This window comes from Variovorax sp. W2I14, from assembly GCF_050435205.1.
Classification (GTDB): Bacteria; Pseudomonadota; Gammaproteobacteria; order Burkholderiales; family Burkholderiaceae_C; genus Variovorax; species Variovorax paradoxus_C.
In genome coordinates this window covers 3,683,387-3,707,707 of record NZ_JBNDJX010000001.1, presented here as the reverse complement: position 1 = coordinate 3,707,707, position 24,321 = coordinate 3,683,387, and the positions used below count along the sequence as shown (strand labels likewise).

Here is a 24,321-nt window from a genome sequence, read left to right as displayed (position 1 = left end):
GCACGCAAAAACGTTGCGTCTGAGGGGCCGATTTTGCGTGCCCGTATCGCTGCATTGTCAATAGCATCGCGTCATGAAATTCCCCGACGAGCCCCTGCGCGACCAGCTCTCCGGCTGGCGCCGCCAGTTGCATGCGATGCCCGAGACCGGCTTCGAGGAGGCGAAGACCTCGGCTTTCGTCGCCAGCGTGCTGAAGGCGCTGGGCCTGGAGGTGCATACCGGCATTGGCGGCACCGGGCTCGTCGCGAACCTGAAGGTCGGCCATGGCAAGGGCGTGATCGGCCTGCGCGCCGAGATGGACGCGCTCAACATCACCGAGGTGCCCACCGACCGCGCCTACGCCTCGGCCACGCCCGGAAAGATGCACGCCTGCGGTCACGACGGCCACATGTCGATCGTGCTCGGCGCGGCGCGCCTCTTGCGGGAGCGGCAGGATTTCGACGGCACCGTGCGCTTTATCTTCCAGCCCGCCGAAGAACACGGCCGCGGCGCGAAAGCCATGATGGACGACGGGCTCTTCGCGCGCTTTCCGGTCGACGAGATCTACGGCCTGCACAACATGCCCGGCATGCGCGCCGGCACGATCGCCACGCGCACGGGCGGCCTCATGGCGAGCGAGGACAACTTCGTCATCCATGTGAAGGGCCGCGGCACGCATGCCGCGCGGCCGCACATGGGAATCGACCCCATCGTCATCGGCGCGCAGATCGTGCTCGCGCTGCAGACCATCGTTTCGCGCACGCTCGATCCGGGCGCGCAGGCGGTGGTCTCGTGCACCGAGTTCATCACCGATGGCATCCGCAACGCGATTCCGTCGAACGTGGTCATCAAGGGCGACACGCGCAGCTACGACCCCGAGGTGCAGAAAATGCTGGCCGCGCGCATGCGCGAGATCAGCGAGGGCATCTGCCGCATGCACGGCGCCGAATGCGAGTTCAGCTACACGCACGAATTCGCGCCCACGGTGAACTGGGCCGAATGCGTGCCCGTCGCGGTGGCGGCGGCCACGGCCGTGGTGGGGGCGGAGAACGTCGATGCCAACGTGGCGCCGATGATGATTTCCGAGGACTTCGGCGCGTTCCTCAAGGTGGTGCCGGGCGCCTTCGTGTTCCTGGGCAACGGCGCCGAGGGCGCACCCGGCAGCACGCCGCTGCACAACGGCAGCTACGACTTCAACGACGAGGTGCTCGCGACGGGCGCCCGTTACTTCGCGGAAATCGTCCGCCTGCGCCTTCCGCGCTGACCGACAACGCACAACCCTTTTCTTTTCTCCCCATGCTGGTCATCAACAAGAACGCCATTCGCAGCGCCTACCCCGGCGAGCTTCGCGACATCCTCAGCATCGCCGAGGCGAAGCGCACGCGCGGCTGGCTCTCGCGCTGGTCGCAGCTCGCGCCCGAACCGACGCCGCTCTGGCAGTTGCCCGATCTGGCGGAAGAACTGGGCGTGGCCGGCATCTTCGTGAAGGACGAGTCGAAGCGCTCGTCGCTCGGCAGCTTCAAGGCACTCGGCGCGCCGGCCGCGCTGGTGCGGCTCATCCTGCGGGCCCATGCCGCATGGGACCCGGTGGCGGTGCTGCGTGGCGCTCACGCGGCGCAACTGGAGTCGCTGGTCGTCATCAGCGCCACCGACGGCAACCACGGGCGCGCGCTCGCGGCCGCGGCGCAAAGCATCGGCGTGCGCTGCGTGATCGTGCTGCACAAGCATGTGAGCGTGGAGCGTGAAACGGCCATTGCGGCCTTCGGCGCGGAGATCGTGCGCATCGAGGGCAACTACGACGCCTCGGTCGCGCACGCGGCCGCGCTGGCGCAGGCGCACGGTTGGCAGGTGGTGTCCGACACCTCCTATGCCGGCTACGAAGACATTCCGCGCGACGTGATGCAGGGCTACGGCATCCTGGCCGACGAGGTGATGGAGCAGCAGGAGGGCACGGCGATGTTCACGCACGTGATCCTGCAGGGCGGTGTCGGCGGGCTGGCCGCGGGCGTGGCGAGCTACCTGTGGGAGCAGTACGGCGAGAAGCGGCCGACGCTCATCGTCATCGAGCCGCGCCAGGCCGATTGCCTGCTGCAGAGCGCGATCAACGGCCATGCGTCGAATGCCACCGGCAGCGTCGACTCGGTGATGGCCGGCCTTGCGTGCGGCGAAACATCGCCGCTGGCCTGGCGTTTTCTGGCGCCCTCGGTCGATGCCTTCCTCACCATCGAGGACGGCGACGCGGTCGAGGCGATGCGCCTGCTGGCGCGGGGCTCGGCGCACGACAGCCCCATCGTGAGCGGCGAGTCGGGCGCGGCGGGCATCGCGGCATTGCGCGTGCTCACGCTGTCAGACGATCTGTGGCGAAAGGTGCGCCTCGATGTGCGCTCGAAGGTGCTGCTGATCAGCACCGAAGGCGCGACCGCACCGTCGGTGTACCGCAATCTTGTTGGGCTGGATGCGGACGATGTCCTGCGCAGGCAGCGTGCGCCAGTGCGGTTCTAGCTCAGACCGCGTTCCAACCGAAGAACCGCAGCACCTCGTCGCGCTGCTTCATCGCATCGGCCCGCCCGAGCGCCATCAGCTCGCGCGTGTAGCCCGACTCGAACAGCAGATAACTTGCCAGCGCGCCGCCCTTCACGTCGGCCGCGACTTTCGAGCCGCCCAGCAGGTGCCGCACCGCGCCGGGAAGCGAATCCACATGGCGCGCAGCGATCACGTCCAGCCGCTCCGAAGGCGAGATCACCAGCAGGTCGAGCGGGCGCAGCGAGCTCGATGCGCGCACCTCCTCGGGAATCAGCCCCAGCGTGTGATTGATGCGGCGCAGCCGTTCGATGTCCACTGCCAGCGCATCGAGAAAGATGCTCGAGAGCGCATGGCCCGCGATCTGCGCCATCGTCGGATAGCCGCTGTGCGTATTGGGCGCATCGGTCTCGCGGGGCTCGTGCATGCGGCCCGCGCCGATCACCAGGATGCGCTCGGCGCCCAGGTGGATCGCAGCCGCGATGGGCGCCGACTGGCGCATCGAGCCGTCGCCGAAGTACTCGGTGTGCCCCTGCATCGGCAGCGCGGTCGCCGGAAACACGAAGGGAATCGCCGAAGACGCGAGCAGGTGGTGGTGCGTGATGCGGTCGCGCACCGCCAGGCGCTGCGAGCGCACCCACGGCTCCATCGGCACCGCGGCCTCGAAGAAGGTGACGTGCTCGCCCGAGCTGTAGCTCGATGCGGTCACGGCCAGCGCCTTGACGTGTCCCTCGTGCATGAGCTGCGGCAGCCGATCGAGCGGCACCATGCGCTGCAGCAGGTCGGCCAGCGGGGCGTTGTCCAGCAGTGACTTGGGCTTGACTCGCATCCAGTTGGCCGCAAAGCGCCCGAACCCCAGCAGCATGCGCCAGCGCGCGCCGCTGCCGATGACCGAGAGCGAATCGGCGCGGTACACCTGCTCGGCGCGAAAGCTGCTCCACACCTGGGCGATGTGCGCCACCACGTGGTCGAAGTCGTCCGCGCCGCAGGCCAGCGCCGCGGCATTGATGGCGCCGGCCGAGGTGCCGGTGATGACGGGAAAGGGGTTGCCGGTGCCGGCGGCCGGCCCGGCGGCGCGGCGCATTTCGGCAATGGCTTCGAGCACGCCGACCTGGTAGGCCGCCCGTGCGCCGCCTCCGGTGAGCAGGAGGCCGGTGGCGGGGCTTGTCTCTGTCATTTTTTGGTTTTCTGGTCTATTGCGAGCGGGCCGGTGAGGGCTTGGAGAGCGCACTAGACTACCCGCCATTCAGGAGTTTGATCAATGGCCATCACCCAAGACGCGATCATGGGCGCCCTCAAGAGCGTCACGGACCCCAACACCCACAAAGAATTCGCGGCGACCCGCTCGCTCAAGAACCTGCAGATTGCCGACGGCGACGTGTCGTTCGACCTCGAACTCGGCTACCCCGCCAAGAGCCAGCACGCGGCGATCCGCAAGGCGCTGGTGGCGGCCGCCAAGACCGTGCCGGGCGTGGAGAACGTGTCGGTCAACATCGTCACCAAGGTCATCAGCCACGCGGTGCAGCGCGGCGTGCAGCTGATGCCCAACGTCAAGAACATCATTGCCGTGGCCTCGGGCAAGGGCGGCGTGGGCAAGAGCACCACGGCCGCCAACCTGGCGCTCGCACTGGCCGCGGAAGGCGCGAGCGTCGGCCTGCTGGACGCCGACATCTACGGCCCCAGCCAGCCCATGATGATGGGTATCGAAGGCCGCCCCGACAGCGCCGACGGCAAGACCATGGAACCCATGCAGCGCCACGGCGTGCAGGTGATGTCCATCGGCTTCCTGGTCGACCAGGACCAGGCCATGATCTGGCGCGGCCCGATGGCCACGCAAGCGCTGGAGCAGCTCCTGCGCCAGACCAACTGGAAAGACCTCGACTACCTGATCGTCGACATGCCCCCCGGCACCGGCGACATCCAGCTCACGCTGAGCCAGCGCGTGCCGATGACCGGCGCGGTGATCGTCACCACGCCGCAGGACATCGCGCTGCTCGATGCCAAGAAGGGCATCAAGATGTTCGAGAAGGTCGGCGTGCCGATCCTGGGCATCGTCGAAAACATGGCGGTGCACATCTGCTCGAACTGCGGCCATGCCGAACACATCTTCGGCAGCGAGGGCGGCAAGAAGATGGCGGCCGAGTACCAGATGGAATACCTCGGTGCGCTGCCACTGGACATCAAGATCCGCCTGCAGGCCGACAGTGGTGCCCCCACGGTGGTGGCCGACCCCGAAGGCGAAGTGGCCGGCATCTACAAGGCGGTCGCGCGCCAGGTGGCCGTGGGCATCTCGGAGAAGGCGAAGGATTTCTCGTCGAAATTCCCCACCATCTCGATCAGCAAGAACACCTGAAGATGAACCTGCTCGCTTCGATGCGATATCTGGTCGCGCTGAGCGAGCACAAGCATTTCGGCCGCGCCGCCCAGGCCTGCCACATCACCCAGCCCGCGTTGTCGAATGCGCTGCGCGCGCTGGAAACCGAATTCGGCGTCGTCATCGTCAAGCGCGCCCGCGTCTACGTCGGCCTCACGCACGAGGGCGAGCGCGTGCTGGCCACGGCGCAGCGCATGCTGCGCGACAACGAGGTGCTGCTGCAGGAACTGCGCAGCGACGTGGACAACCCCCACGGCCGGCTGCGCATGGCCGCGGTGCCCACCGCCATCCCGATCCTCTCGCGCTTCGCGGCCATGCTGCACCAGCGCCACCCGGGCATCCTGCCCGCCGTGCTGTCCATGAGTTCGCAAGAGTTGGAGACCGGCCTGGAGAGCCTCTCGATCGACCTCGCCCTCGGCTACACCGAGCGCATGCACATGCCGGGCATCAAGCTCAAGGCCTGGCCGCAAAGCATCGAGCACTACTTCCTGCTGCGGCGCGCCGAGACGCCTTCGGCAGACGAATTGCGCATCGGCCAGCCCATCACCTGGGCCGAGGCCGGCAAGCTGCCGCTGTGCCTGCTCACCACCGACATGCACAACCGGGCGATCATGGACCAGTCCCTGCGCGAGGCCGGCGTGCCGGTGTCGCCGGCCATCGAGACCAACTCGGTGCTCACGCTCACCCTCGCCGTGAGCGCGGGCACCGTCAGCAGCGTGCTGCCGGGTGCGATGGTCGCGGCCGTGCGCACGCACCGCGAACTCGAGGCATTGCCGCTGGTGGCGCCCGAGGTGCGCACGCCCATCGGCTTCATGACGCAGGACGGCGTGCGCGCTTCGCGCGCGCTCGATGCGGCACTGGCCTTCCTGCAGACGCCCGAATGGGCCGAGCAGGTGCGCCTGCACAGCGGGACGCTCGGCAGCGATTGAGCGGCCAGCCCCCGGAGCCGGGCATTTAATTATTGAATCGGCCCATGCGCCGATCGAATTTGACGGCGTGTAAAACGTTCGGACACACTCCGCGGCCCGGATCCAACACAAAAGTTACTCGTCCGGTCAATTAGGAGAAATATGGCAGGCTCAACTGCGGGCGTTCTCGATGGAGAACGCCTGGCTGGAGAAGGGGTGCAAGCGCAGCCCGGCTTCCTCGATAAAGAACGCATCATTGCGGGCCGCGGTTTCAACCGCTGGCTGGTTCCTCCGGCCGCCCTGGCCATTCACCTGTGCATCGGCATGGCCTATGGCTTCTCGGTGTTCTGGCTGCCTCTGTCGAAGGCGCTGGGCACCGCTGGCACTGGCGCGCAGGCCTGCGCGAAGGAGATGAGCTTCTTCGCCGAGCTCTTCGCCACGAACTGCGACTGGCGCGTGGCCACGCTCGGCTGGATGTACACGCTGTTCTTCGTCTTCCTCGGCTGCTCGGCGGCCCTGTGGGGCGGCTGGCTCGAACGCGCGGGTCCGCGCAAGGCCGGCGTGGTGTCGGCCGTGTGCTGGTGCGGCGGCATGCTGCTCTCGGCGCTGGGCATTCACCTGCACCAGTTCTGGCTGATGATCCTCGGCTCGGGCGTGATCGGCGGCATCGGCCTTGGCCTCGGCTACATCTCGCCGGTGAGCACGCTGATCAAGTGGTTCCCCGATCGCCGCGGCATGGCCACCGGCATGGCGATCATGGGCTTCGGCGGCGGCGCGATGATCGGTTCGCCACTGGCGGTCGACCTGATGAAGCGCTTCTCCACGGCCACCGACGTCGGCGTGATGCAGACCTTCGTCGTGATGGCGCTGGGCTACTTCGTCTTCATGATGGCCGGCGCGCTCGGCTACCGCGTGCCGCCCTCGGGCTGGAAGCCCGAAGGCTGGACGCCGCCCCCGGCGCAGACCAGCAACGCCATGATCACGCAGCGCCATGTGCACGTGAAAAAGGTCTGGGGCATTCCGCAGTTCTGGCTCGTGTGGCTGGTGCTGTGCATGAACGTGAGCGCCGGCATCGGCGTGATCGGCATCTCCTCGCCGATGCTGCAGGAAGTGTTCGGCGGCGCGCTGATCGGTGTGTCGCAGAAATTCGGCGGGCTCGACAAGGCGCAGCTCGCGGCGATTGCCGTGGTGGCCGGCGGCTTCACCGCGCTGCTGTCCCTGTTCAACATCGGCGGGCGCTTCGTATGGGCCAGCTTGTCGGACAAGCTCGGCCGAAAGCTCACCTACACGGTGTTCTTCGTGCTCGGCGCGATCCTGTACGCGAGCATTCCGTCGTCGGCGGGCGCGGGCAGCAAGCTCCTGTTCGTGGGTGCGTGCTGCATCATCGTGTCGATGTACGGCGGCGGCTTCGCCACGGTGCCGGCCTATCTGGCCGACCTGTTCGGCACGCAGTTCGTGGGCGCCATCCATGGCCGCCTGCTCACCGCGTGGGCCACGGCCGGCATCCTCGGCCCGGTGGTGGTGAACTACATGCGCGAATACCAGCTGGGCCTCGGCCTCCCGCGCGAGCAGGTCTACAACCAGACCATGTACATCCTCGTGGGCATGCTGGCGATCGGCTTCATCGCCAACCTCTTGGTGCGGCCGGTGGCCGACAAGCACTTCATGACCGAGGCCGAGCTGGCCGTCGAGAAGAAGCTCGCGCACGAAAAGGCCTCGGCCGCCGAAGTGGGCAGCGGCTCGGGCCGCGCCGACACGGTGAGCCCGGCGGTCGTGGTGCTGGCCTGGGCTGCAGTGGGCATTCCGCTCGCCTGGGGCGTCTACAAGACGCTGGGCAGCGCGGCGAAGTTCTTCCACTGAGCTTCTACCGAGTCGCAGACGCACGGCGTTTCGATGACGATGCGGCCGGCCGGGTTCACCCCCGCCGGCCGCATCGCCGTTTCCGGCGCGACATAACGCCGGTGGCCGCGGATGGTTTACCCTTCGCGCCAAGATGAAATCCAAAGTCCAGTTCCGTCTGCGCGTCTACAGGGACGACGCCATCGCCATCGGCCCCGGCAAGATCGCGGTGCTCGAGGCCGTGGCCGAGACGGGTTCGATTTCCGCGGCGGCCCGTTTGCTCGGCATGTCGTACCGCCGGGCCTGGATGCTGGTCGACGAGATGAACAAGGCCCTGGTCTCGCCCGCGGTGAATACCGCAGCCGGCGGCTCGCGCGGCGGCGGCACGGCGCTCACGCCGGTGGGCGAAGAAATCGTCAAGCACTACCGTGCCATCGAGAACGCCGCGAAGCTGGCCACGTCTGCCGACATTCGCGCGCTGACGCGGCTGCTGGCGCCGTAGCCCGGCACACGCGTTAACGCTCGCCGGGCTCTGCCCACGCCGCCCTGCGGCGCAGGACCTCGCCGATGTCATGCGCATCGGCCTGCGCCACCAGGAACGACTGGCTCTCGCCGCCGGGAGCGACGATGGAAATCACGAGGCTGTCGGAATCGAGGGTCCGCTCGATGCGCCACTCCTGCACCTGTGTCACATGGCGAAGCTCCGGCCTGCCGGAGATCGATCGGACGACGGTGTCGTGGACGGGTGGGCGCATGGAACTTTGCGGACGGGGCAACGCTATGTCGGCCAGTATATGGAGGCCGGGCATTTTGCGCACCTCCTGCAAGAGCGAATTCGCCCGTCGTGCAACAATCCCGCCGTATTCAAATGAACACGACGAGCTCACTCATCGCCTCGACCGACTGGTCGCCCCTGGTCCTGTCGCTCAAGGTCGCGGCGGTGGCGACGGTGCTCGCGCTCGTCGTGGGCGTGGCGCTGGGCTGGGTGTTCGCGCGCAAGCGCTTCTTCGGCCGCAGCGTGCTGGAAGCCGTTTTCATGCTGCCGCTGGTGCTGCCGCCCACGGTGATCGGCTACGCGATCCTGGTCGCGGCCGGTCGCCGCAGCCCGCTGGGCGCGTGGCTGCGCGAGCACCTCGACTACACCATCATCTTCAGTTGGCACGGCGCCGTGGTGGCCTCGGCCGTGGTCGCGCTGCCGCTGGTGCTCAAGTCGGCGAGCGCCGCCTTCGAGAACGTCGACCGCTCGCTCGAAGCCGCGGCCAGCACGTTGCGCCAGTCGCCGTTCTCGGTGTTCCTGCGCGTGACACTGCCGCTCGCCTGGCCCGGCATCCTGGCCGGCACGCTGCTCGCGTTCGCGCGGGCGATGGGCGAGTTCGGCGCTTCGCTGATGGTGGCGGGCTCGATCCCCAAGCAGACCCAGACGCTCTCGATGGCCATCTACGACGCGGTGCAGGCCGGGCACGACGACCTCGCGCTGCTGCTGGTGATCGTGACCTCGGTGCTGTCGATCGTCGTGCTCGTGCTGTCTAACCGGTTTTTTTCTCTTCGCTGATTTCGCTCTTCCGTCATTCCCAGGAGTTGCCCATGCGTCCGTTCCGTCTCTTGCCCGTCGTGCTTGCACTGGCCCTGCCGCTGGCCGCCGCCGCGCAGCAGATCACCGTGTCCGCGGCCGCGAGCCTGACCGATGCGTTCAAGGAAATTGGTCCCAAGTTCGAGGCCGCCAGGCCCGGTGCCACGGTGCGCTTCAACTTCGCCGCTTCGGGCGTGCTGCTGCAGCAGATCGGGCAGGGCGCGCCGGTCGATGTGTTCGCGAGCGCCGACCAGGAAACCATGAACCGCGGCGCCGAGCAGAAGCTCATCGACACCGCCACCCGCAAGAATTTCGTGAGCAACAGCCTCGTGCTGATCGAGCCCGCGAAAGACGGCGCGGGCGTCAAGTCGGTGCAGGACCTCGCCGGCGCCAGCGTGAAGAAGATCGCCGTCGGCAAGACCGCCACCGTGCCCGTCGGCCGCTACACCAAGCAGGTGCTCGACGGCGCCAATCTCTGGACCGCGCTCGAGCCGAAGTTCGTGCAGGCCGACAGCGTGCGCCAGGTGCTCGACTACGTGAGCCGCGGAGAGGTCGAGGCCGGTTTTGTCTACCGCACCGATGCGGCCGTGGCGGGCGACAAGGTGAAGATCGTGCTCTCGCCCTCGGGCAGCAGCCCCGTCACGTATCCGATCGCGGTGGTGGCCGAGAGCAGGCAGAAGGCGCTGGCCGGCGACTTCCTCAAGTTCCTCGCGAGCGATGCTGCGCAGGAGGTGCTGACCCGCTACGGATTCGGCAAGCCATGATCGACGTCGATCTGAAGCTCACGGTCGAGGACGGGGCGCGCCGCTTCGACCTGGCCGCGCGCTTTCAGACCGACGTTCCATTTGCCGCGCTCTATGGCCCGTCGGGCGCGGGCAAGTCGCTCACGCTGCAGGCCATCGCGGGGCTGCTGCATCCTTCGTCGGGCCATGTGCGGCTGGATGGCCGCACGCTCTACGACTCGGCGCAGCGCATCGATGTGCCCGCACCTGAGCGGCGTATCGGCTATCTGTTCCAGAACTACGCGCTGTTCCCGCACCTCACGGTGCGCCAGAACGTGTCCTTCGGCCTCACCTCGTGGCGCCGCCGCCGCTTGCCGCCGAAGGAGGCGGAGACGGTGCAGGCCCTGCTCGAAGGCTTCGGCCTCGCGGCGCTGGCCGACAGTCGGCCGCAGAAGCTCTCCGGCGGCCAGCAGCAGCGCGTGGCGCTCGCGCGCGCGTTGGCCTGCCAGCCGCAGGTGCTGCTGCTCGACGAGCCCTTCGCCGCCCTCAACCCGATGCTGCGCAGCGAACTGCGCAACGAACTCGCGCAGGTGCGTCGCCAGTGGGGCATTCCGGTGCTGATGATCACGCACGACATCGAGGACGTGCTCGCGCTCGCTGACGTCGCCTTCGTCTACAAGGACGGCCAGGTGGTGCGCGAAATCGACCTGCACACCGCCGAGAGCCGGGACATCGCGCTGCGCGAGGTGGCGGGCGTGCCGGTGGTCGAAGAGACGCCGCTGCGCAGCAAGCTGCGTGGTCTGCTGACGCAGGACACCCGGGATACATAGGGCTGCTTTCATTTCCTTTTTGAATCGCCGCATGTCCCGATTCAATTTGACGCTCCTCATGCCCGCGGCGAACACTCGCCCGCATGAGCAGTGAGCAGAAGATCGAGTTTTACAAGGGCCCCGCGGGCGGCTGGGGCGCACTTCGCAGCGTGACGAACGCGCTGCTGCGGCAGGACATTCCCCTCAAGGGCGCCAAGACGCTGCTCTCGGCCAATCAGCCCGACGGCTTCGACTGCCCCGGCTGCGCATGGCCCGACCGCAACCACGCCTCGACCTTCGAGTTCTGCGAGAACGGCGTGAAGGCCGTGGCCGCCGAGGCCACTGCGCGCCGCGCCGGCCCCGAGCTGTTCGCCAAGCACACCGTGGCCCAGTTGGCCGAACAGAGCGACTTCTGGCTTGAAGACCAGGGCCGCCTCACGCACCCGATGGCCTACGACGCGGCGAGCGACAAGTACGTGCCCATCGATTGGGACGATGCCTTCGCATTGATCGCGCGCCACCTCAACGCGCTGCCCGATCCGAACCAAGCCATCTTCTACACCTCGGGCCGCGCGAGCAACGAGGCCGCGTTCCTGTACCAGCTCTTCGTGCGCGAGTACGGCACCAACAATTTCCCCGACTGCTCGAACATGTGCCATGAGCCGAGCGGCAGCGGCATGCGTCCGCAGATCGGCGTGGGCAAGGGCACGGTCACGCTCGAGGATTTCGAGAAGGCCGACGCCATCTTCATCTTCGGCCAGAACCCCGGCACCAACCATCCGCGCATGCTCGGCGAGCTGCGCGCGGCGTCCAAGCGCGGCGCGCGCATCGTGAGCTTTAACCCGTTGCGCGAGCGCGGGCTGGAGCGCTTTGCCGACCCGCAGGACAAGCTGGAGATGGCCACCATGGGCTCCACGCCCATCAGCACGCACTACTTCCAGCTGCGCGTGGGCGGCGACTTCGCGGCGGTCAAGGGGATGATGAAGCACGTCATCGAGCGCGAAGACGCGCTCGTCGCGCGCGGCGAAGCCTCGGTGCTCGACCACGCCTTCATCGCCACGCACACCACCGGCTTCGAATCGCTCGCCGACGACCTGCGCGCCGAGTCGTGGGACGTGCTGGTGCAGGAGTCGGGCCTCACGCAGGAACAGCTGCGCGCCGCGGCCGAGGTGTACCTCGGTGCGAAGAAGGTCATCGCCTGCTGGGGCATGGGCATCACGCAGCACCAGCACTCGGTGGCGACGATCCAGATGATCGTCAACTGGCTCATGCTGTGCGGCCACATGGGCCGCGAAGGCGCGGGCGCCTGCCCGGTGCGCGGCCACAGCAATGTGCAAGGCGACCGCACCATGGGCATCTGGGAGAAGCCGCCGGTGGCGCTGCTCGACCGGCTGCAGCAGGTGTTCGGCTTCGAGCCGCCGCGCCAGAACGGGCTCGATACGGTCGAGGCGATCCAGGCGATGCTCGACGGCAAGGGCCGCGTGTTCTTCGCGCTCGGCGGCAACTTCGCGGCCGCAACGCCCGACACCTACCAGACCTGGAAGGGCCTGCGGCAGTGCGACCTCACGGTGCACGTGACCACCAAGCTCAACCGCAGCCACATCGTGCACGGGCGCGAGGCGCTGATCCTGCCGTGCCTGGGCCGCACCGAGATCGACATGCAGGCCGCCGGCCCGCAGGGCGTGACGGTGGAAGATTCGATGAGCATGGTGCACATCTCGATGGGCATCAACCCGCCCGCGTCGGAGCATCTGCTGTCGGAGCCGGCGATCGTGGCGCGGCTCGCGGCCGCGACCATCGGCGCGCGCAGCAAGACGCCGTGGCTCTGGCTCGTCGAGGACTACGCGCGCATCCGCGACAAGATCGAAGCGGTGTTCGACGACTTCAAGGATTTCAACGCACGCGTCGCCAAGCCCGGCGGTTTTCGTCTTCGCAACACCGCGAGCGAACGCGTGTGGGCCACCGAATCGAAGAAGGCCGTGTTCTTCACGCACGCCGTGCCGCGCGACACGCCTTCGCACCGGGCGCGCGCACGCATCCGCGACACGCAGGTCTTCACGCTCTTCACCACGCGTTCGCACGACCAGTACAACACCACCATCTACGGCATGGACGACCGCTACCGCGGCGTGTTCGGCCAGCGCCGCGTGGTCTTCATCAATGCCGAAGACATACGCGCGCTCGGAATGAAGGACGGCGACTGGGTCGACCTGCAGACCGTGTGGAACGACGGCCAGGAACGCCGCGCCGATCGCTTCAAGCTGGTGGCTTACGACATCCCGCGCGGGAACATCGCGGCCTACTACCCCGAAACCAATCCGCTGGTGCCGCTGTCGGCGGTGGCCGAGAACGCGGGGACGCCCACGTCCAAGTCCATTCCGGTGGTGCTGGTGCCGCATGAACTGCCGATCCAGAAGCTGTCGGAGGACGAAGCAGGCGGAGTGGTGGCTGCATGAGTGCGCTGCTGGAAGACAGTCTTTCCGTGGCCATCCTGCGCATGCTCGCGCAGGAACCGGCGGGCAGCGGCGTCTCGCTGCCGCGCCTTGGCAAACGGCTGGGCCAGGGCGCGAGCGTCTTGATGCGCCGGCTCACGCTGATGGGCGATGCCGCCATCGGCGGCGTGCGCGGCCCCGGCTGGGTGCGCGTGGAGCAGCACGACGACCGCTGGGTCGCGCACCTCGAAGCCCCCGGCCGCGCGCAGGTTCAAACGCTGCCCCCGGCTGACGAAACCGGCGGCTGAGCGGACAATGGCCGGCCGACCCGGAGCCACCGCCACCATGTCCCAGCCAGACCTCGCCGATTCCGAAGACACCCTGCCATCGCTTTCACGACACGCCGTGCATGTGTTCGGCGAACGCGGCATGGGGCCCGAAGGCGCATTGCGCGATGACACGCTGGCGGCCGAGGTGCCGGTCGCGCTGGTCTTCAACGGCGTCTCGCACGCGGTGATGATGGCCACGCCGCTCGACCTCGAAGACTTCGCGCTCGGCTTCGCGCTGAGCGAAGGCATCCTCGACAGCGCCGCCGATTGCCGCGGCATCGAGGTGAAGACCATCGATGCGATTTCGGCCGGCCTTCCCGAAGGCATGCCCGGCATCGAAGTGCAGCTCGATATTTCCACCCGCAGCTTCGAGCGCCTGAAGGGCCGCCGCCGCAGCCTCGCCGGCCGCACGGGCTGCGGCGTGTGCGGCGTCGAAAGTTTCGCGGGCCTCGACATCACGCCGCAGCCCGTGCCGCCGCGCGCCTGGATCGAACGCGTCGACCTCGCCACCGTGCTGCGCGCCTTCGCCGCGCTGCCCGCGCGCCAGGTGCTGAATGCCGAAGCTGGCGCCATCCATGCCGCGGGCTGGGCCACGGTGGACGGCGAACTCACCGACGTGATGGAAGACGTGGGCCGGCACAACGCGCTCGACAAGCTGCTCGGCCGGCTCGCGCGGGCAGGGCGTCTCGAAGAGCCGGGTTTCGTGCTGATGTCCAGCCGCGGCAGCCACGAGCTCGTGCGCAAGTGCGGGCGCCTCGGCATCGCGGCGATGGCGACCATCTCGGCGCCCACTGCCATGGGCGTGCGCATGGCCGAGCTCAGCGGCCTGCGCTTCTGGGGACTGTGCCGAGCGCCGCGCGGCGTGCTCTATGCCGACGGGCTGCCGCCGCCTTCGAACGCGCGCACCGCATCGGCCACCGCCTCGATGCCCTGATCGCTGAGATCAGCCGTCGCCACGCTGCGGCGGCGCTCCCAGGCCTTGAAGTGCAGCTCCTGCGACTTCTGGTAATGCGGGTCGTAATGCAGCGCCATCAGCTCGGCGAAGAGCTTCGGCAGGTTCGCTTCGTGCGCCCATTGCTGCCACCGCGTCACTGTCTCCTTGCCCTGCATTTCCTTGAGCACGCCGAGCTTGTCGGCGAGCGCCTCGCGGTCGTCGCCGAGGTAGGCATAGTCGCGCAGCAGGTAATCGAGCCGGGCCTCGGGCGTGGCCGCCACTTCGATGCAGGGCGCCGCACGCATCTGCGCCACCAGCGACAGCGGCAGCGAGAGCCGGCCGATGCGGATGCTCTCGCCTTCGACGTACAGCGGGCGCTTCAGGTCGATGGCTTCGAGCACGGTGGCGATGCGCGTCTCGAAATGCTTTTGCGAAGGCTGCGGCACGCCGGGCAGCGAACCGAGCAGCGAGCCTTTGTGGCTCGCGAAATCTTCGAGGTCGAGCACCTGCTCGCCGCGCTCGGCCAGCGCATGCAGCACGCGCGTCTTGGCACTGCCGGTGGCGCCGCAGATCACGCGCAGGTCGAGATGCGGCGTCAGCGAATCGATCTGGGTGATGACATGGCGGCGAAAGCTCTTGTAGCCGCCGGCGAGCTGCTGCGCGTCCCAGCCGACGAGCCGCAGCCACGTCACCATCGAGCCACTGCGCATGCCGCCGCGCCAGCAATAGACCAGCGGCTTCCACTTCTCGGGCCGGTCGGCCAGCGTCTCGCGCAGGTGCTTCGCGATATTGGCCGCGACCATCGCGCCGCCGATGCGCCGCGCCTCGAAGGCACCGGTCTGCACGTAGACGGTGCCCACGATGTGGCGCTCCTCGTCGTCGAGCACCGGGCAGTTGATGGCGCCGGGAATGTGGTCGAGCGCGAACTCGGCCGGCGAGCGGGCGTCGATGATCGTGTCGAAGGCGTGGCGGTCGCCGACCCGCACGGGCTGGCGATGACTCATGGCAGGAACCTCATGCCCCCGATTGTCGCCGGAGGCCTCAGGCGTAGGCCGGCCCTAAGCCTCTGCGCAAGCGAGCGCTCGCAAAGTCCACCAGCGTGACCAGAACAAACATCGCGATCAGCACCGTCATCGCCTGCTGCTGCTGAAAGATCGACAGGTGGAAGTACAGCAACTGTCCCAGCCCGCCGCCGCCTACGAAGCCGAGCACCGCGGCCATGCGGATGTTCATCTCCCAGCGGTAGAGCGTGTAGGCGACCCACTGCGGCAGCACGATCGGCAGGCTCGCGTAGCTGAAGGCGGCGACCGGGCCGGCGCCGGACAGCGTGAGCGCGTGCTTGGGTTCGCGCGGGGCGTTTTCCAGCGCCTCGGCAAAAAGGCGCCCGAGCACGCCGGTGGTGTGCAGCGACAGAGCCAGCGCGCCTGCGAACGGGCCGATGCCGGCGGCCAGCACCATCAGCGCGGCCCAGACCAGCTCGGGCACGCTGCGCAAGAAGTTGAGGACGAAGCGCGCCACATGCCGCGGCAGCCAGCCGGCGCGTCCCGACGCCGGTAGCGCGAGCACGGCGCCCGCGATGGCGGCCAGCACCGTCCCGAGGGCAGATACCGCCAGCGTCTGCAGCGCACCGCTGCCGACCTTCGCGAGAAAGTCCGGCGACACATCGGGCGGGAAGAACTCGGCGATGAACTTGCCCATCAGCCGCAGCGATTCGGCCGAGCCGAGCGCGCGGTAGTCGATGCCGAGGTAGACGAAGCTTGCGACCACTGCCACCGCGATCAGCCCCACGGCGAACCAGCAGCGAATGCACGGAGGCGGGCGGGGTGGGAGGTTCTTCATGCGAGCAGCTTCCGCAGCGCGTTGCTCATCACATCGGCCAGCAGCACGAGCACGAGGAACACGAGCAGGATGCTGCTCGCCTCGCCGCCATTGAGCATCTTCATCGACTGGTCCATCAACTGGCCGAGGCCGCCCGCGCCGACGAAGCCCATCACCACCGAGGCGCGCACCGCGCATTCCCAGCGGTAGACGGTGTACGAGGCCAGCTCCTGCGCCGTGTGGGGCAGCAGGCCGTAGCAGAGCGCCGCTAGCCGGCTGCTGCCGCTCTCGAGCAGCGCACGCGCGGGTCGCGTGTCGGTCGATTCGAGAATTTCGGCGTAGACCTTGCCGAGCATGCCGCCGTAGGTGATCGCCAGCGCCAGCACGCCAGCGGCAGGCCCGAGCCCGAGCGCGCGCACGAAGAGCAGTGCCCAGACGATTTCCGGAATGGCGCGCAGCACCATCAGCAGCCAGCGCGCCGCCTGCCGCACGATGCCGGCCTGCACGCGCCCTGGCCCCGGGCCGATGCGGGAGATGGAAAGGGCGTGCGTCGTGACGAACGCGAGCGGCGCGCCGATCAGCAACGCGAGTGCGGTGCCGGCCGTGGCCATGGCCAGCGTCTCCAGCGTGGCCTTGGCGAGCAGCGCCAGGAAGGCGGGCGAGCCATCGGGCGGAAAGAAGCCCGCAAGAAATCCGCCGATCACCGCGAGGTTGCCGCTGCCGAACAGCGCCCACGGCTTGAACTCCGAGAGCGCCAGCATCGGCCAGGCGATGACGAGCGCGGCGAGCCAGCCGGCCAGCCGTCGCATCGCCTGGGGATCGCGATGGGCGACGGTGGTATTCACGGGCAGTCCGGCCGCTGGAAGGCCATCTCGGCAGCGACGGGCTGCGGCGCACGCTGCACCGCCACGCCGCCTTCGCTCGCATAGAGCGCATCGAGCATCGCGGGCGTGACCTCGGCGGTCGGCAGGTCGAACATCACCTGCCCGCTGCGCATGCCGACGACGCGGGGAAACCAGCGCAGCGCGAGGTCCACCGCATGCAGCGAGGCGACCAGCGTGGCGCCTGTGGCTTCGCTCTGCGCGACGAGCTGGCCGATGGCGGCGTCGGCCAGCGTCGGGTCGAGCGCGGAGACGGGCTCGTCGGCCAGCAGCAGGGCGGGCCGCTGGTACAGCACGCGTGCGATGCCCACGCGCTGCAGCTGCCCGCCCGAGAGGCGGTCGCAGCGATCGAACAGGCGGTCTTCGAGCGAGAGGCGCGACAGCACCTCGTGCGCGCCCGCGATATCGGAAGGATGGAAGAGCGAACCCAGCGCGCGCAGTACAGACCACTCGCCGAGCCGCCCCGCGAGCACCGCGGTGACCACGCGCAGCCGCGGCGCGATCGGCGGCGCCTGGTGCACGGTGCCGATGCGGGCGCGCAGCTTCTTCAGCGCACCGGCGGGCAGTTGCCAGGGCCGCGCACCGAGCGTCTGCACCTCGCCCTCGCCGGGCCGCAATGCGGCGCCGAGCACGCGCAGCAGCGTTGTCTTGCCTGCGCCCGAAGGACCGATGACGGCGATGCGCTCGCCATCGCGCGCGGCCAGCGCCACCCCGGCCAGCGCACGCTGGCCGTTGGGATGGACTACGCCGATGGCATCGAGGGAGAAGCTCACGCTGCGGGACTTTCCTGTGCCGTTCCCTCACCCCAACCCTCTCCCGCAAGCGGGAGAGGGGGCCAACACCCGGGCCCCGAATTGCTCCCTCTCCCGCCCACGGGAGAGGGCTGGGGTGAGGGTGCCCCCCACCTGCTCATCAAAGTCACTTGTGAGGGCGAACCCCCCACGCCCAACAAAGTCACTTGATCAGCCCAGCCGACTTGCCCGCCGTCTCGATGCCGTCGTAGTTCGACGACTTCGTCGGGATGAACTTGCTCGCGCGCTGCAGCGCCATGATTTCCTTGTGCGCCGGGTTGGCCGGATCGAGCTTCAGGAACGCATCCGTCAGCTTCTTCTGCAGCGCCGGGTCCATGCCCGGGCGCACCGTCCAGTTGTAGTCGTAGTAGGTCGGCGTGGTCGCGAGCACGCGCACCTTGGCGGCGTTCGGGTTCTTGGATTCGACCAGCTTGTCCCACACCGACGCGTTGAGCACGCCTGCTTCGGCGCGCGAGGCGGCGACGAAGGCCACGGTGGCGTCGTGTGCGCCGGAGAACGCGACGGTCTTAAAGTCCTTCTCGGGGTTGATGCCGGCCTGCAGCAGGAAGTAGCGCGGCATCAGGCTGCCCGAGGTGGAGGAGGGCGCGCCGAACGCGAAGGTCTTGCCCTTCAGGTCGGCCAAGGTCTTGGCGGTGCTGTCCACCGGCACGATGAACTTGCTGGTGAACACCTCGTCTTCCGCGCGCTGAACGATCGGCACCGCGCCGCCGTTGGTGCGGATGCGCGCCTGCACGAAGGTGAATCCTCCCAGCCAGGCCATGTCTATCTTGTTCGTCGCCAGGCCCTCGACCACGGCGGCGTAGTCGGTCACGGGCGTGAACTGCACGTCCATGCCGGTTTCCTTCTTGAGGTAGTCGCCCAGCGGCGTGAACTTGCGCTGCAACTCGGTGGGCGCTTCGTCGGGAATGGCCGAGACGCGCAGCACGCCCTGGGCAAGCGCGCCGAAGCTGGCGAGGGAGACGGTGAGCGCAAGCGCGAGCCGGGAGAGCGTGTTCATGAAAGGATGCCTGTGAGGGTGATGAAAAAAGGGGTGTATCGACGGCGGCGGGCGTGGCGTGGGCGGGGCTTCGATAATCGCGGCTTGTCTCATCCGACCCGATAGCCGCCATGACCGATGCCGCATCCTCCAAGCTCCTGAACCCGCTGGCGCCGCTGCGGCTCACCAGCTTCTCACATGGCGGCGGCTGCGGCTGCAAGATCGCGCCCGGCGTGCTGTCGCAGATTCTCAAGAACCACGCGGGGGGAATGATCCCGCCCGAGCTCATGGTGGGCATCGAGACCGCCGACGACGCGGCAGTCTACAGGCTCAACGACCAGCAGGCGCTGATCGCGACCACCGACTTCTTCATGCCCATCGTGGACGATCCCTACGAGTTCGGGCGCATCGCCGCCACCAATGCCATCAGCGACGTGTACGCGATGGGCGGCCGTCCGATCATGGCGCTGGCGCTCGTGGCCATGCCGATCAACCAGCTGCCGGTCGAAGTGATCGCCGAGATCGTGCGCGGCGGGCAGGACGTGTGCCGCGCGGCCGGCATCCCGATTGCGGGTGGCCACACCATCGATTCGGTCGAGCCCATCTATGGTCTCGTCGCGATGGGGCTGGTGCATCCGGACCGCGTGCGCCGCAATGCCGATGCGAAGGCCGGCGACGTGCTGGTGCTGGGCAAGCCGCTCGGCGTGGGCGTGCTGTCGGCGGCGCTCAAGAAGGAACAGCTCTCGGAAGCCGGCTACCGGCAGCTGATCGAGAACACCACCAAGCTCAACACGCCCGGCATCGCGCTGGCCGCGCTCGAAGGCGTCCATGCGCTGACCGACGTGACCGGCTTCGGCCTCGCCGGCCACACGCTCGAACTGGCGCGCGGCGCGAAGCTCTCCGCCGTGGTCGAGTGGTCGAAGGTGCCGTTGCTCGACGACGTGGCCGCGATGGCCGCCGAAGGCTTCGTCACCGGCGCCTCGGGCCGCAACTGGGCGGGTTACGGCACCGACGTGGAGCTGGCCGCGGGCTTGCCGCCCACCGCGCAGAACCTGTTGAGCGATCCGCAGACATCGGGCGGCCTGCTCGTGAGCTGCTCGTCTGAAGCGGTCGATGCGGTGCTGGAGATCTTCCGCAAGGAAGGGTTTGCGCAAGCGGCTGTGATCGGCCGTGTCGAAGCCGGAAGGCCCGCGCTGCGCGTCGTGTTCTGAATCGAGGGCGTTCACACGCCGGCGCGTCGAGTGGGCAGTCGCCGTCGCGAGCGGTTCGAGCTTGTGCCGAGAAGCGCAGACGTACATAAGTACGTCGAGCATCGCAGGTGCAAGATCGGACCGCGCAGCAGGCGAATGCCCGCTCGACGGCGGAAGGGGGAAGGAGTCGAACCTTCCCGGCGACGCATGGCGCCACCCACTGGGTTTGAAGCCCAGCCGCCCCACCAGGGACGATCCCCTCCCATAAGCGCTGTTCACGGGTTCGCCCCGAACAGCGACGTATCGGGCCGCAGCAGGTGCGTGTCTTTCACGCGCCGCGTATAGCCCACACGATCGAAGAATTCCAGCAGCTGGATCGCCCGCTTGCGCCCCAGCCCCGTCGCGTCGCGAAAACTCGCGGCCTGCAAACCCTCGGGCTGCGCGAGGCAATCGTGTGCCAGTGCAGCCAGCCGCTCGACAGTCGCCAGCGGATAGTACAAGTCCTTCACCACCTGGAAGGTCTCGCCGCGTCGCGCAAGGCTTGCGAGCGTCTGCCGCACCATCGCCTCGCTCGCGCCGCTGTCCTTGGCGAGGTCGCGCACCCAGGGCGGATCGAAGCCGCCGTCGGCGAGTTTGGGCAGCAGCTTCTGCGCGAGCTTCTGCTCCACTTCGTTGAGCCGCGCCGCATGGTCGGGCAGGTGCAGCCAGGTGCCGCTGCGCATCAGCGCGCCGCGCGCGACCAGCGCATCGAGCGCATGGCGCCACAGCGCATCGTCGGTGCGCGGCGCGGCGAGGCGCTTGAGGCGGCGCGCGTCAGGGCCGACCTCATCGGGCGCCGTGCGATGGAATTCCGCGAGGCGCTCGGTGATCTGCGTTTCCAGCGCAGCCAGGTGTTCCTGCGCGATGGCTGTGTGCACGATGCGCACCGCGTCGTCGGGCAACGGCAGCGCAGCTTCGTCCGCCAGCGAGAGCGCACGCGCGAGCTGCGCGACATCGACACCGAGCGGCGCGTTGTGCAGCAGCGCCGCCACGCGCGGCGCACGGTCGTCGATGGCCCAGGCCGCGAGTGTGCGCAGCCGCTCCGGCGTGCGCCGGTAGCGCACCGGCGCGAAGGGATCGAGCACGCGCACGCCCGCCACCGTGCGTGTGGCCGAGGCATCGCGCAGCACGCCGCGGTCGCCATGCCATGCGCCGACCTTCTCGCGCAACACCAGCTGGGCCAGTGCCGTTTCTCCCGGCGCGAGCGCATCGCGGTCGAGCAGCGCGACCGAAGCCATCACGTCGCTCGCGCCGAGGTGCGCATGCACGATGAAGCCCGAGCGCAGCGGCTTGGCCTCGTCGGGCCACAGCGTGAGCAGCACGTCGATGCGGTCGGTCGCGAGCGCAATGGCCGGCGTGCAGACCCAGTCGCCGCGGTGCGCCTCGTCCTTCGTGACACCGGCCAGTGCGAGCGCGCAGCGTTGACCCGCATGGGCCGTTTCGGCCTGCTGGTTCTGCGCGTGAATGCCGCGCACCCGCACTGTGTGCTCACCGGGCCCGAGCCGCAGTTCGTCGCCGATGCGCACCGTGCCGCTGAAGACCGTGCCGGTCACGACGGTGCCGACGCCCGCGAGCGTGAAGGCGCGGTCGATGGCAAGGCGGAAGGCGAGGCCGTCTTCGCGCGCACGCTCCTCGCGTGCGACGTCGAGCAGCCGCGCGCGCAGCGCGTCGATGCCGTCGCCGGTGGTGGCCGACACCGCGAGCATCGGCGCGCCCGCGAGCGGCGTGGGCGCGAGCAGCGACTCGACTTCCGCCCGTACCTCAGCGATCCTCGCCGCATCGACGCGATCTACTTTCGTGATCGCCACTGTCGCATCGCGCACGCCGAGCAGCGCCACCACCGCGAGATGCTCGCGCGTCTGCGGCATCACGCCGTCGTCGGCTGCCACCACGAGCAGCGCATGGTCGATACCGGTCGCGCCGGCCAGCATGGTGTGCAGCAGGCGCTCGTGGCCGGGCACGTCGACGAAGCCGAGCGACACGCCATCGGGCGCGTGCAGGTACGCGTAGCCCAGCTCGATGGAAATGCCGCGCCGCTTTTCCTCGGGCAGCCGGTCGGTGTCGACGCCGGTGAGCGCGCGCACCAGCGTGGTCTTGCCGTGGTCGATGTGGCCTGCGGTGCCGATGATCATCGTGGTGCCGGCCTCATCACATGAAGTTGCGCGTGTGCAGCGCGGAGAGCCGCTCCGCCTCGTCGCGCTCGAAGCCCAGCCGCGCGAGGCGTGCACGCCGGCCCGCGGCCATGTCGCGCTGCAGTTGCTGCACGGCCGCGTGGCCGCGCGCGATGGCGCCTGGCGACAGCTCGCCCGCCGCGAGCAGCACGATTGCATCGAACACTTCCTCGTTGAGCCCCGCGGTGCTGGCAAGGGCGTCGTAGCGCACTTCGATCGCGTTGCGCAGCTTCGATTGGTAGTCGGGCTGCACCGAGAGCCGGTATTCCAGGTGCGCCATGCCGAAGGCCACATGCCGCGCCTCGTCGCGCGCGGTGAGCCGCGCGATCTGCCGCGTCACGGGGTCGGGCGCGTTCGCCTGCAGGAAGTTCAGCAGGTTCACGAAGCTGCCCTCGCCCAGCACGGCGAGCAGGAAGGTGGCGACCGAGAAATCCGGCGCATCGAACAGCGTGCGCAGCGATGCTTGCCCGCCAGCAGTCGAGAGCGCCGGCTCGTGGCCGCGTAGCGTGGCACGTCGTGTGAACACCTCGACATGCCGCGCCTCGTCGGCGCACTGCAGCGCCAGCAGCTGCAGCACTTCGCGAAAGTGCGGGTGGATCTGCCCGAGGTGACGCGCAGGCACCAGCAGCGCGGCGTTCTCGTTCTCGATGAGGTACGTCATCACCTGCACCACGGCGGCTTCGATGGCGGGCGGCAGTTCGAACGCGGCGTCCCATTCGATGGCGGTGCCCGGGTCCCACTGGGCAGCCGCGGCCTGCCGGTAGAGCTCGCCCGCCGTCGCGGCCCAGAGTTCGTGGCGGCGGTGCAATGCAAAGAAGAAGTTCGGACTGCCCGCCTCGACGGTGGCGCCGCGCGCGGCCAGGCCCCAGCCGGCTTCGGCATCGTCGGCGGGCGCACCGTTGATGTCGCCGAGCGCGGTGCCCGTCGCCTGCGCATCGCGCCACCGGCCTTCGGCATGCGGGCCGCGCGTGATGCGGGCTTGCGGCTGTCCCTCCACGGTGTCGAAGCGCAGTGGATGCCCCTGGCTGCGGCACCAGGCCTCCAGGTGCATCTCCCAGTCCGGCGAGCGCCCGCGCACCTGCAGCTCGCCCCCCACCGGCCGTTCGGCCAGCGCGCGGCGAATGAGCAGCAGGGCGCCCTGGTCGAGGCCCAGCGACTCAATATCGATAGTCGGGGTTGAGGATGGCGCCATCGCGGCTGTAGAAGTTCTCGTCGTCCACCGCGCGCTCCAGCAGCGCGTAGCCGCTGGTGCGGCCGGCGCGCCATTCGCGCAGGCCCTCGAGTTCGAGCAGCGGCCGCACCTGTGGGTCGTCCCAGCGCATCGCCATCAGCAGCGAGACGAAGCGCTCGATCAACTCCGCGGGCGCGCCGGGGCTGGTGGTGAAGTTGCAGTGGTCGTAGGCACCGGTGCGCGCGATGACGCGGGTGCTGCCCGAAGGCAGCGTGCCGTCCAGGCCGAAGGCCAGGTGGTTGCCGTCGATGAGGCAGCAGGCATCGATCTCGCCCGCCATCAGCGCCAGCGCCGCATCGCGCTCGCCGCCGATGTGGTCGCCGTGCTTGCCGCCGAGCACATCGAAGCAGCGCAGCAGGAAGTCGCGCGGCTTCACGAGGCCTTTGCTGCGCAGGTGGTCGAGCGGGATCAGCGTGGCCTGCGGCGAATCGAGCGCGCCCATGCCGACTGTCTTGCCGCGCAGGTCGGCCAGCGTCTGCACGGGGCTGTCGGCGCGCACGACGATGGCCGAGCGCAGGTCGCAGTCGGTGTCGCGCATCGCCACGGCCTGCACCTGCTGGCCGCGGCTGCGCGCGATGCGGTCGGCGCGCACCCAGGCCAGCGGCGAGTTCCATGCCAGATGCAGCGTGCCGTCGAACTGCGCCTCGACCTGGCGCTCGTAGTTCGAATACAGCACGTAGTCGAAGGGCAGGCCGTTCTTCACGAAGAAGGCCTTGAAGCCCTCCCAGATGGTGACGACCTTGGGCGCGTAGGCGACCGCGCCCATGATCAACGTAGGTTCGGACAT

General features: G+C 68.6%; 23 protein-coding genes and 1 tRNA gene. 13 read left to right on the top strand and 11 right to left on the bottom strand.

Features of this window, described 5'->3' with window-relative positions; translation table 11 throughout:
- Positions 1-73 precede the first annotated feature (73 nt).
- Positions 74-1,243 carry a M20 aminoacylase family protein gene (locus tag QF040_RS17330; RefSeq protein ID WP_429612098.1) on the top strand — a complete coding sequence of 390 codons (1,170 nt, stop codon included), beginning with the start codon at positions 74-76 and terminating at the stop codon, positions 1,241-1,243.
- 32 nt (positions 1,244-1,275) lie between these two features.
- Entirely contained in the window at positions 1,276-2,481 is a 1,206-nt protein-coding gene (locus QF040_RS17325) for a diaminopropionate ammonia-lyase (protein ID WP_429612097.1), read from the top strand.
- Position 2,482: 1 nt separating this feature from the next.
- Here the strand turns inward: QF040_RS17325 and QF040_RS17320 are convergent, their stop codons facing one another.
- Positions 2,483-3,676, bottom strand: coding sequence for a patatin-like phospholipase family protein (locus QF040_RS17320; RefSeq protein ID WP_429612096.1), 1,194 nt, complete (start codon positions 3,674-3,676; stop codon positions 2,483-2,485).
- An 84-nt stretch (positions 3,677-3,760) separates the two neighbouring features.
- Between QF040_RS17320 and apbC the strand changes: the two genes are divergently transcribed.
- The 4 genes from apbC to QF040_RS17300 all read left to right on the top strand — a co-directional run bounded on the left by apbC (position 3,761) and on the right by QF040_RS17300 (position 8,122).
- The gene (gene apbC / locus QF040_RS17315; RefSeq protein WP_429612095.1) at positions 3,761-4,852 is read left to right on the top strand and encodes an iron-sulfur cluster carrier protein ApbC; all 1,092 of its coding nucleotides are present in this window, start codon (positions 3,761-3,763) and stop codon (positions 4,850-4,852) included.
- A 2-nt stretch (positions 4,853-4,854) separates the two neighbouring features.
- Positions 4,855-5,802, top strand: a complete 948-nt coding sequence (locus QF040_RS17310; RefSeq protein WP_429612094.1) for a LysR family transcriptional regulator — start codon at positions 4,855-4,857, stop codon at positions 5,800-5,802.
- A 141-nt stretch (positions 5,803-5,943) separates the two neighbouring features.
- The gene (locus tag QF040_RS17305; protein WP_429612093.1) at positions 5,944-7,641 is read left to right on the top strand and encodes an OFA family MFS transporter; all 1,698 of its coding nucleotides are present in this window, start codon (positions 5,944-5,946) and stop codon (positions 7,639-7,641) included.
- Positions 7,642-7,774: 133 nt separating this feature from the next.
- Positions 7,775-8,122 (top strand): winged helix-turn-helix domain-containing protein, encoded by a 348-nt coding sequence (locus QF040_RS17300; protein ID WP_013543111.1) that lies wholly within the window; start codon positions 7,775-7,777, stop codon positions 8,120-8,122.
- Positions 8,123-8,135: 13 nt separating this feature from the next.
- On the opposite strand, the gene QF040_RS17295 is transcribed toward QF040_RS17300, so the two are convergent.
- Positions 8,136-8,312 carry a hypothetical protein gene (locus QF040_RS17295; RefSeq protein ID WP_429612092.1) on the bottom strand — a complete coding sequence of 59 codons (177 nt, stop codon included), beginning with the start codon at positions 8,310-8,312 and terminating at the stop codon, positions 8,136-8,138.
- 176 nt (positions 8,313-8,488) lie between these two features.
- Here QF040_RS17295 and modB point away from each other — a divergent pair, with 176 nt between their 5' ends.
- The 6 genes from modB (at position 8,489) to fdhD (ending at position 14,416) form a co-directional block, all read left to right on the top strand.
- Positions 8,489-9,172, top strand: a complete 684-nt coding sequence (gene modB / locus QF040_RS17290; protein WP_429612091.1) for a molybdate ABC transporter permease subunit — start codon at positions 8,489-8,491, stop codon at positions 9,170-9,172.
- A 32-nt stretch (positions 9,173-9,204) separates the two neighbouring features.
- Complete coding sequence (gene modA / locus QF040_RS17285; protein ID WP_429612090.1) at positions 9,205-9,954, top strand: molybdate ABC transporter substrate-binding protein; 750 nt, start codon at positions 9,205-9,207, stop codon at positions 9,952-9,954.
- Entirely contained in the window at positions 9,951-10,742 is a 792-nt protein-coding gene (locus QF040_RS17280) for an ABC transporter ATP-binding protein (protein ID WP_429612089.1), read from the top strand. The genes modA and QF040_RS17280 overlap by 4 nt, the downstream gene beginning before the upstream one ends.
- An 83-nt stretch (positions 10,743-10,825) precedes the next feature.
- Positions 10,826-13,177, top strand: a complete 2,352-nt coding sequence (locus tag QF040_RS17275; protein ID WP_429612088.1) for an FdhF/YdeP family oxidoreductase — start codon at positions 10,826-10,828, stop codon at positions 13,175-13,177.
- Positions 13,174-13,461, top strand: coding sequence for a hypothetical protein (locus QF040_RS17270; protein WP_429612087.1), 288 nt, complete (start codon positions 13,174-13,176; stop codon positions 13,459-13,461). Before QF040_RS17275 ends, QF040_RS17270 begins: the two co-directional genes overlap by 4 nt.
- A 37-nt stretch (positions 13,462-13,498) precedes the next feature.
- Positions 13,499-14,416, top strand: coding sequence for a formate dehydrogenase accessory sulfurtransferase FdhD (gene fdhD, locus QF040_RS17265; protein ID WP_429612086.1), 918 nt, complete (start codon positions 13,499-13,501; stop codon positions 14,414-14,416).
- On the opposite strand, the gene mnmH is transcribed toward fdhD, so the two are convergent.
- The 5 genes from mnmH to QF040_RS17240 all read right to left on the bottom strand — a co-directional run bounded on the left by mnmH (position 14,350) and on the right by QF040_RS17240 (position 18,924).
- Positions 14,350-15,420: a tRNA 2-selenouridine(34) synthase MnmH gene (mnmH, locus tag QF040_RS17260; RefSeq protein WP_429612085.1), complete on the bottom strand. Its 1,071-nt coding sequence runs from the start codon at positions 15,418-15,420 to the stop codon at positions 14,350-14,352. The genes fdhD and mnmH overlap by 67 nt on opposite strands.
- 37 nt (positions 15,421-15,457) lie before the next feature.
- A complete protein-coding gene (gene phnE / locus QF040_RS17255) occupies positions 15,458-16,255 on the bottom strand; it encodes a phosphonate ABC transporter, permease protein PhnE (RefSeq protein ID WP_429612084.1) in 798 nt (265 codons plus the stop codon).
- Positions 16,252-17,043 carry a PhnE/PtxC family ABC transporter permease gene (locus QF040_RS17250; protein ID WP_429614665.1) on the bottom strand — a complete coding sequence of 264 codons (792 nt, stop codon included), beginning with the start codon at positions 17,041-17,043 and terminating at the stop codon, positions 16,252-16,254. The genes phnE and QF040_RS17250 overlap by 4 nt, the downstream gene beginning before the upstream one ends.
- A gap of 32 nt (positions 17,044-17,075) precedes the next feature.
- Complete coding sequence (locus QF040_RS17245) at positions 17,076-17,888, bottom strand: phosphonate ABC transporter ATP-binding protein (protein ID WP_429612083.1); 813 nt, start codon at positions 17,886-17,888, stop codon at positions 17,076-17,078.
- A gap of 181 nt (positions 17,889-18,069) precedes the next feature.
- Positions 18,070-18,924 carry a putative selenate ABC transporter substrate-binding protein gene (locus QF040_RS17240; protein ID WP_429612082.1) on the bottom strand — a complete coding sequence of 285 codons (855 nt, stop codon included), beginning with the start codon at positions 18,922-18,924 and terminating at the stop codon, positions 18,070-18,072.
- A gap of 110 nt (positions 18,925-19,034) precedes the next feature.
- Between QF040_RS17240 and selD the strand changes: the two genes are divergently transcribed.
- Positions 19,035-20,114, top strand: coding sequence for a selenide, water dikinase SelD (gene selD, locus QF040_RS17235; protein ID WP_429612081.1), 1,080 nt, complete (start codon positions 19,035-19,037; stop codon positions 20,112-20,114).
- Between the two features lie 150 nt (positions 20,115-20,264).
- Here selD and QF040_RS17230 read toward each other — a convergent pair.
- From QF040_RS17230 to QF040_RS17215, 4 genes are all read right to left on the bottom strand, one after another.
- Positions 20,265-20,357, bottom strand: a tRNA-Sec gene (locus QF040_RS17230).
- 11 nt (positions 20,358-20,368) lie between these two features.
- A complete protein-coding gene (gene selB, locus QF040_RS17225) occupies positions 20,369-22,264 on the bottom strand; it encodes a selenocysteine-specific translation elongation factor (RefSeq protein WP_429612080.1) in 1,896 nt (631 codons plus the stop codon).
- Positions 22,265-22,280: 16 nt separating this feature from the next.
- Positions 22,281-23,495: a ferritin-like domain-containing protein gene (locus QF040_RS17220; protein ID WP_429612079.1), complete on the bottom strand. Its 1,215-nt coding sequence runs from the start codon at positions 23,493-23,495 to the stop codon at positions 22,281-22,283.
- Positions 23,461-24,321 carry a phosphate/phosphite/phosphonate ABC transporter substrate-binding protein gene (locus QF040_RS17215; RefSeq protein WP_429612078.1) on the bottom strand — a complete coding sequence of 287 codons (861 nt, stop codon included), beginning with the start codon at positions 24,319-24,321 and terminating at the stop codon, positions 23,461-23,463. Before QF040_RS17215 ends, QF040_RS17220 begins: the two co-directional genes overlap by 35 nt.

Coding starts and splice junctions, on each gene's coding strand:
- QF040_RS17330 (WP_429612098.1), top strand. CDS start 74: ATGAAATTCCCCGACGAGCCCCTGCGCGACCAGCTCTCCGGCTGGCGC.
- QF040_RS17325 (WP_429612097.1), top strand. CDS start 1,276: ATGCTGGTCATCAACAAGAACGCCATTCGCAGCGCCTACCCCGGCGAG.
- QF040_RS17320 (WP_429612096.1), bottom strand. CDS start 3,676: ATGACAGAGACAAGCCCCGCCACCGGCCTCCTGCTCACCGGAGGCGGC.
- apbC (WP_429612095.1), top strand. CDS start 3,761: ATGGCCATCACCCAAGACGCGATCATGGGCGCCCTCAAGAGCGTCACG.
- QF040_RS17310 (WP_429612094.1), top strand. CDS start 4,855: ATGAACCTGCTCGCTTCGATGCGATATCTGGTCGCGCTGAGCGAGCAC.
- QF040_RS17305 (WP_429612093.1), top strand. CDS start 5,944: ATGGCAGGCTCAACTGCGGGCGTTCTCGATGGAGAACGCCTGGCTGGA.
- QF040_RS17300 (WP_013543111.1), top strand. CDS start 7,775: ATGAAATCCAAAGTCCAGTTCCGTCTGCGCGTCTACAGGGACGACGCC.
- modB (WP_429612091.1), top strand. CDS start 8,489: ATGAACACGACGAGCTCACTCATCGCCTCGACCGACTGGTCGCCCCTG.
- modA (WP_429612090.1), top strand. CDS start 9,205: ATGCGTCCGTTCCGTCTCTTGCCCGTCGTGCTTGCACTGGCCCTGCCG.
- QF040_RS17280 (WP_429612089.1), top strand. CDS start 9,951: ATGATCGACGTCGATCTGAAGCTCACGGTCGAGGACGGGGCGCGCCGC.
- QF040_RS17275 (WP_429612088.1), top strand. CDS start 10,826: ATGAGCAGTGAGCAGAAGATCGAGTTTTACAAGGGCCCCGCGGGCGGC.
- QF040_RS17270 (WP_429612087.1), top strand. CDS start 13,174: ATGAGTGCGCTGCTGGAAGACAGTCTTTCCGTGGCCATCCTGCGCATG.
- fdhD (WP_429612086.1), top strand. CDS start 13,499: ATGTCCCAGCCAGACCTCGCCGATTCCGAAGACACCCTGCCATCGCTT.
- mnmH (WP_429612085.1), bottom strand. CDS start 15,420: ATGAGTCATCGCCAGCCCGTGCGGGTCGGCGACCGCCACGCCTTCGAC.
- phnE (WP_429612084.1), bottom strand. CDS start 16,255: ATGAAGAACCTCCCACCCCGCCCGCCTCCGTGCATTCGCTGCTGGTTC.
- QF040_RS17250 (WP_429614665.1), bottom strand. CDS start 17,043: ATGCGACGGCTGGCCGGCTGGCTCGCCGCGCTCGTCATCGCCTGGCCG.
- QF040_RS17240 (WP_429612082.1), bottom strand. CDS start 18,924: ATGAACACGCTCTCCCGGCTCGCGCTTGCGCTCACCGTCTCCCTCGCC.
- selD (WP_429612081.1), top strand. CDS start 19,035: ATGACCGATGCCGCATCCTCCAAGCTCCTGAACCCGCTGGCGCCGCTG.
- selB (WP_429612080.1), bottom strand. CDS start 22,264: ATGATCATCGGCACCGCAGGCCACATCGACCACGGCAAGACCACGCTG.
- QF040_RS17220 (WP_429612079.1), bottom strand. CDS start 23,495: ATGGCGCCATCCTCAACCCCGACTATCGATATTGAGTCGCTGGGCCTC.
- QF040_RS17215 (WP_429612078.1), bottom strand. CDS start 24,321: ATGTCCGAACCTACGTTGATCATGGGCGCGGTCGCCTACGCGCCCAAG.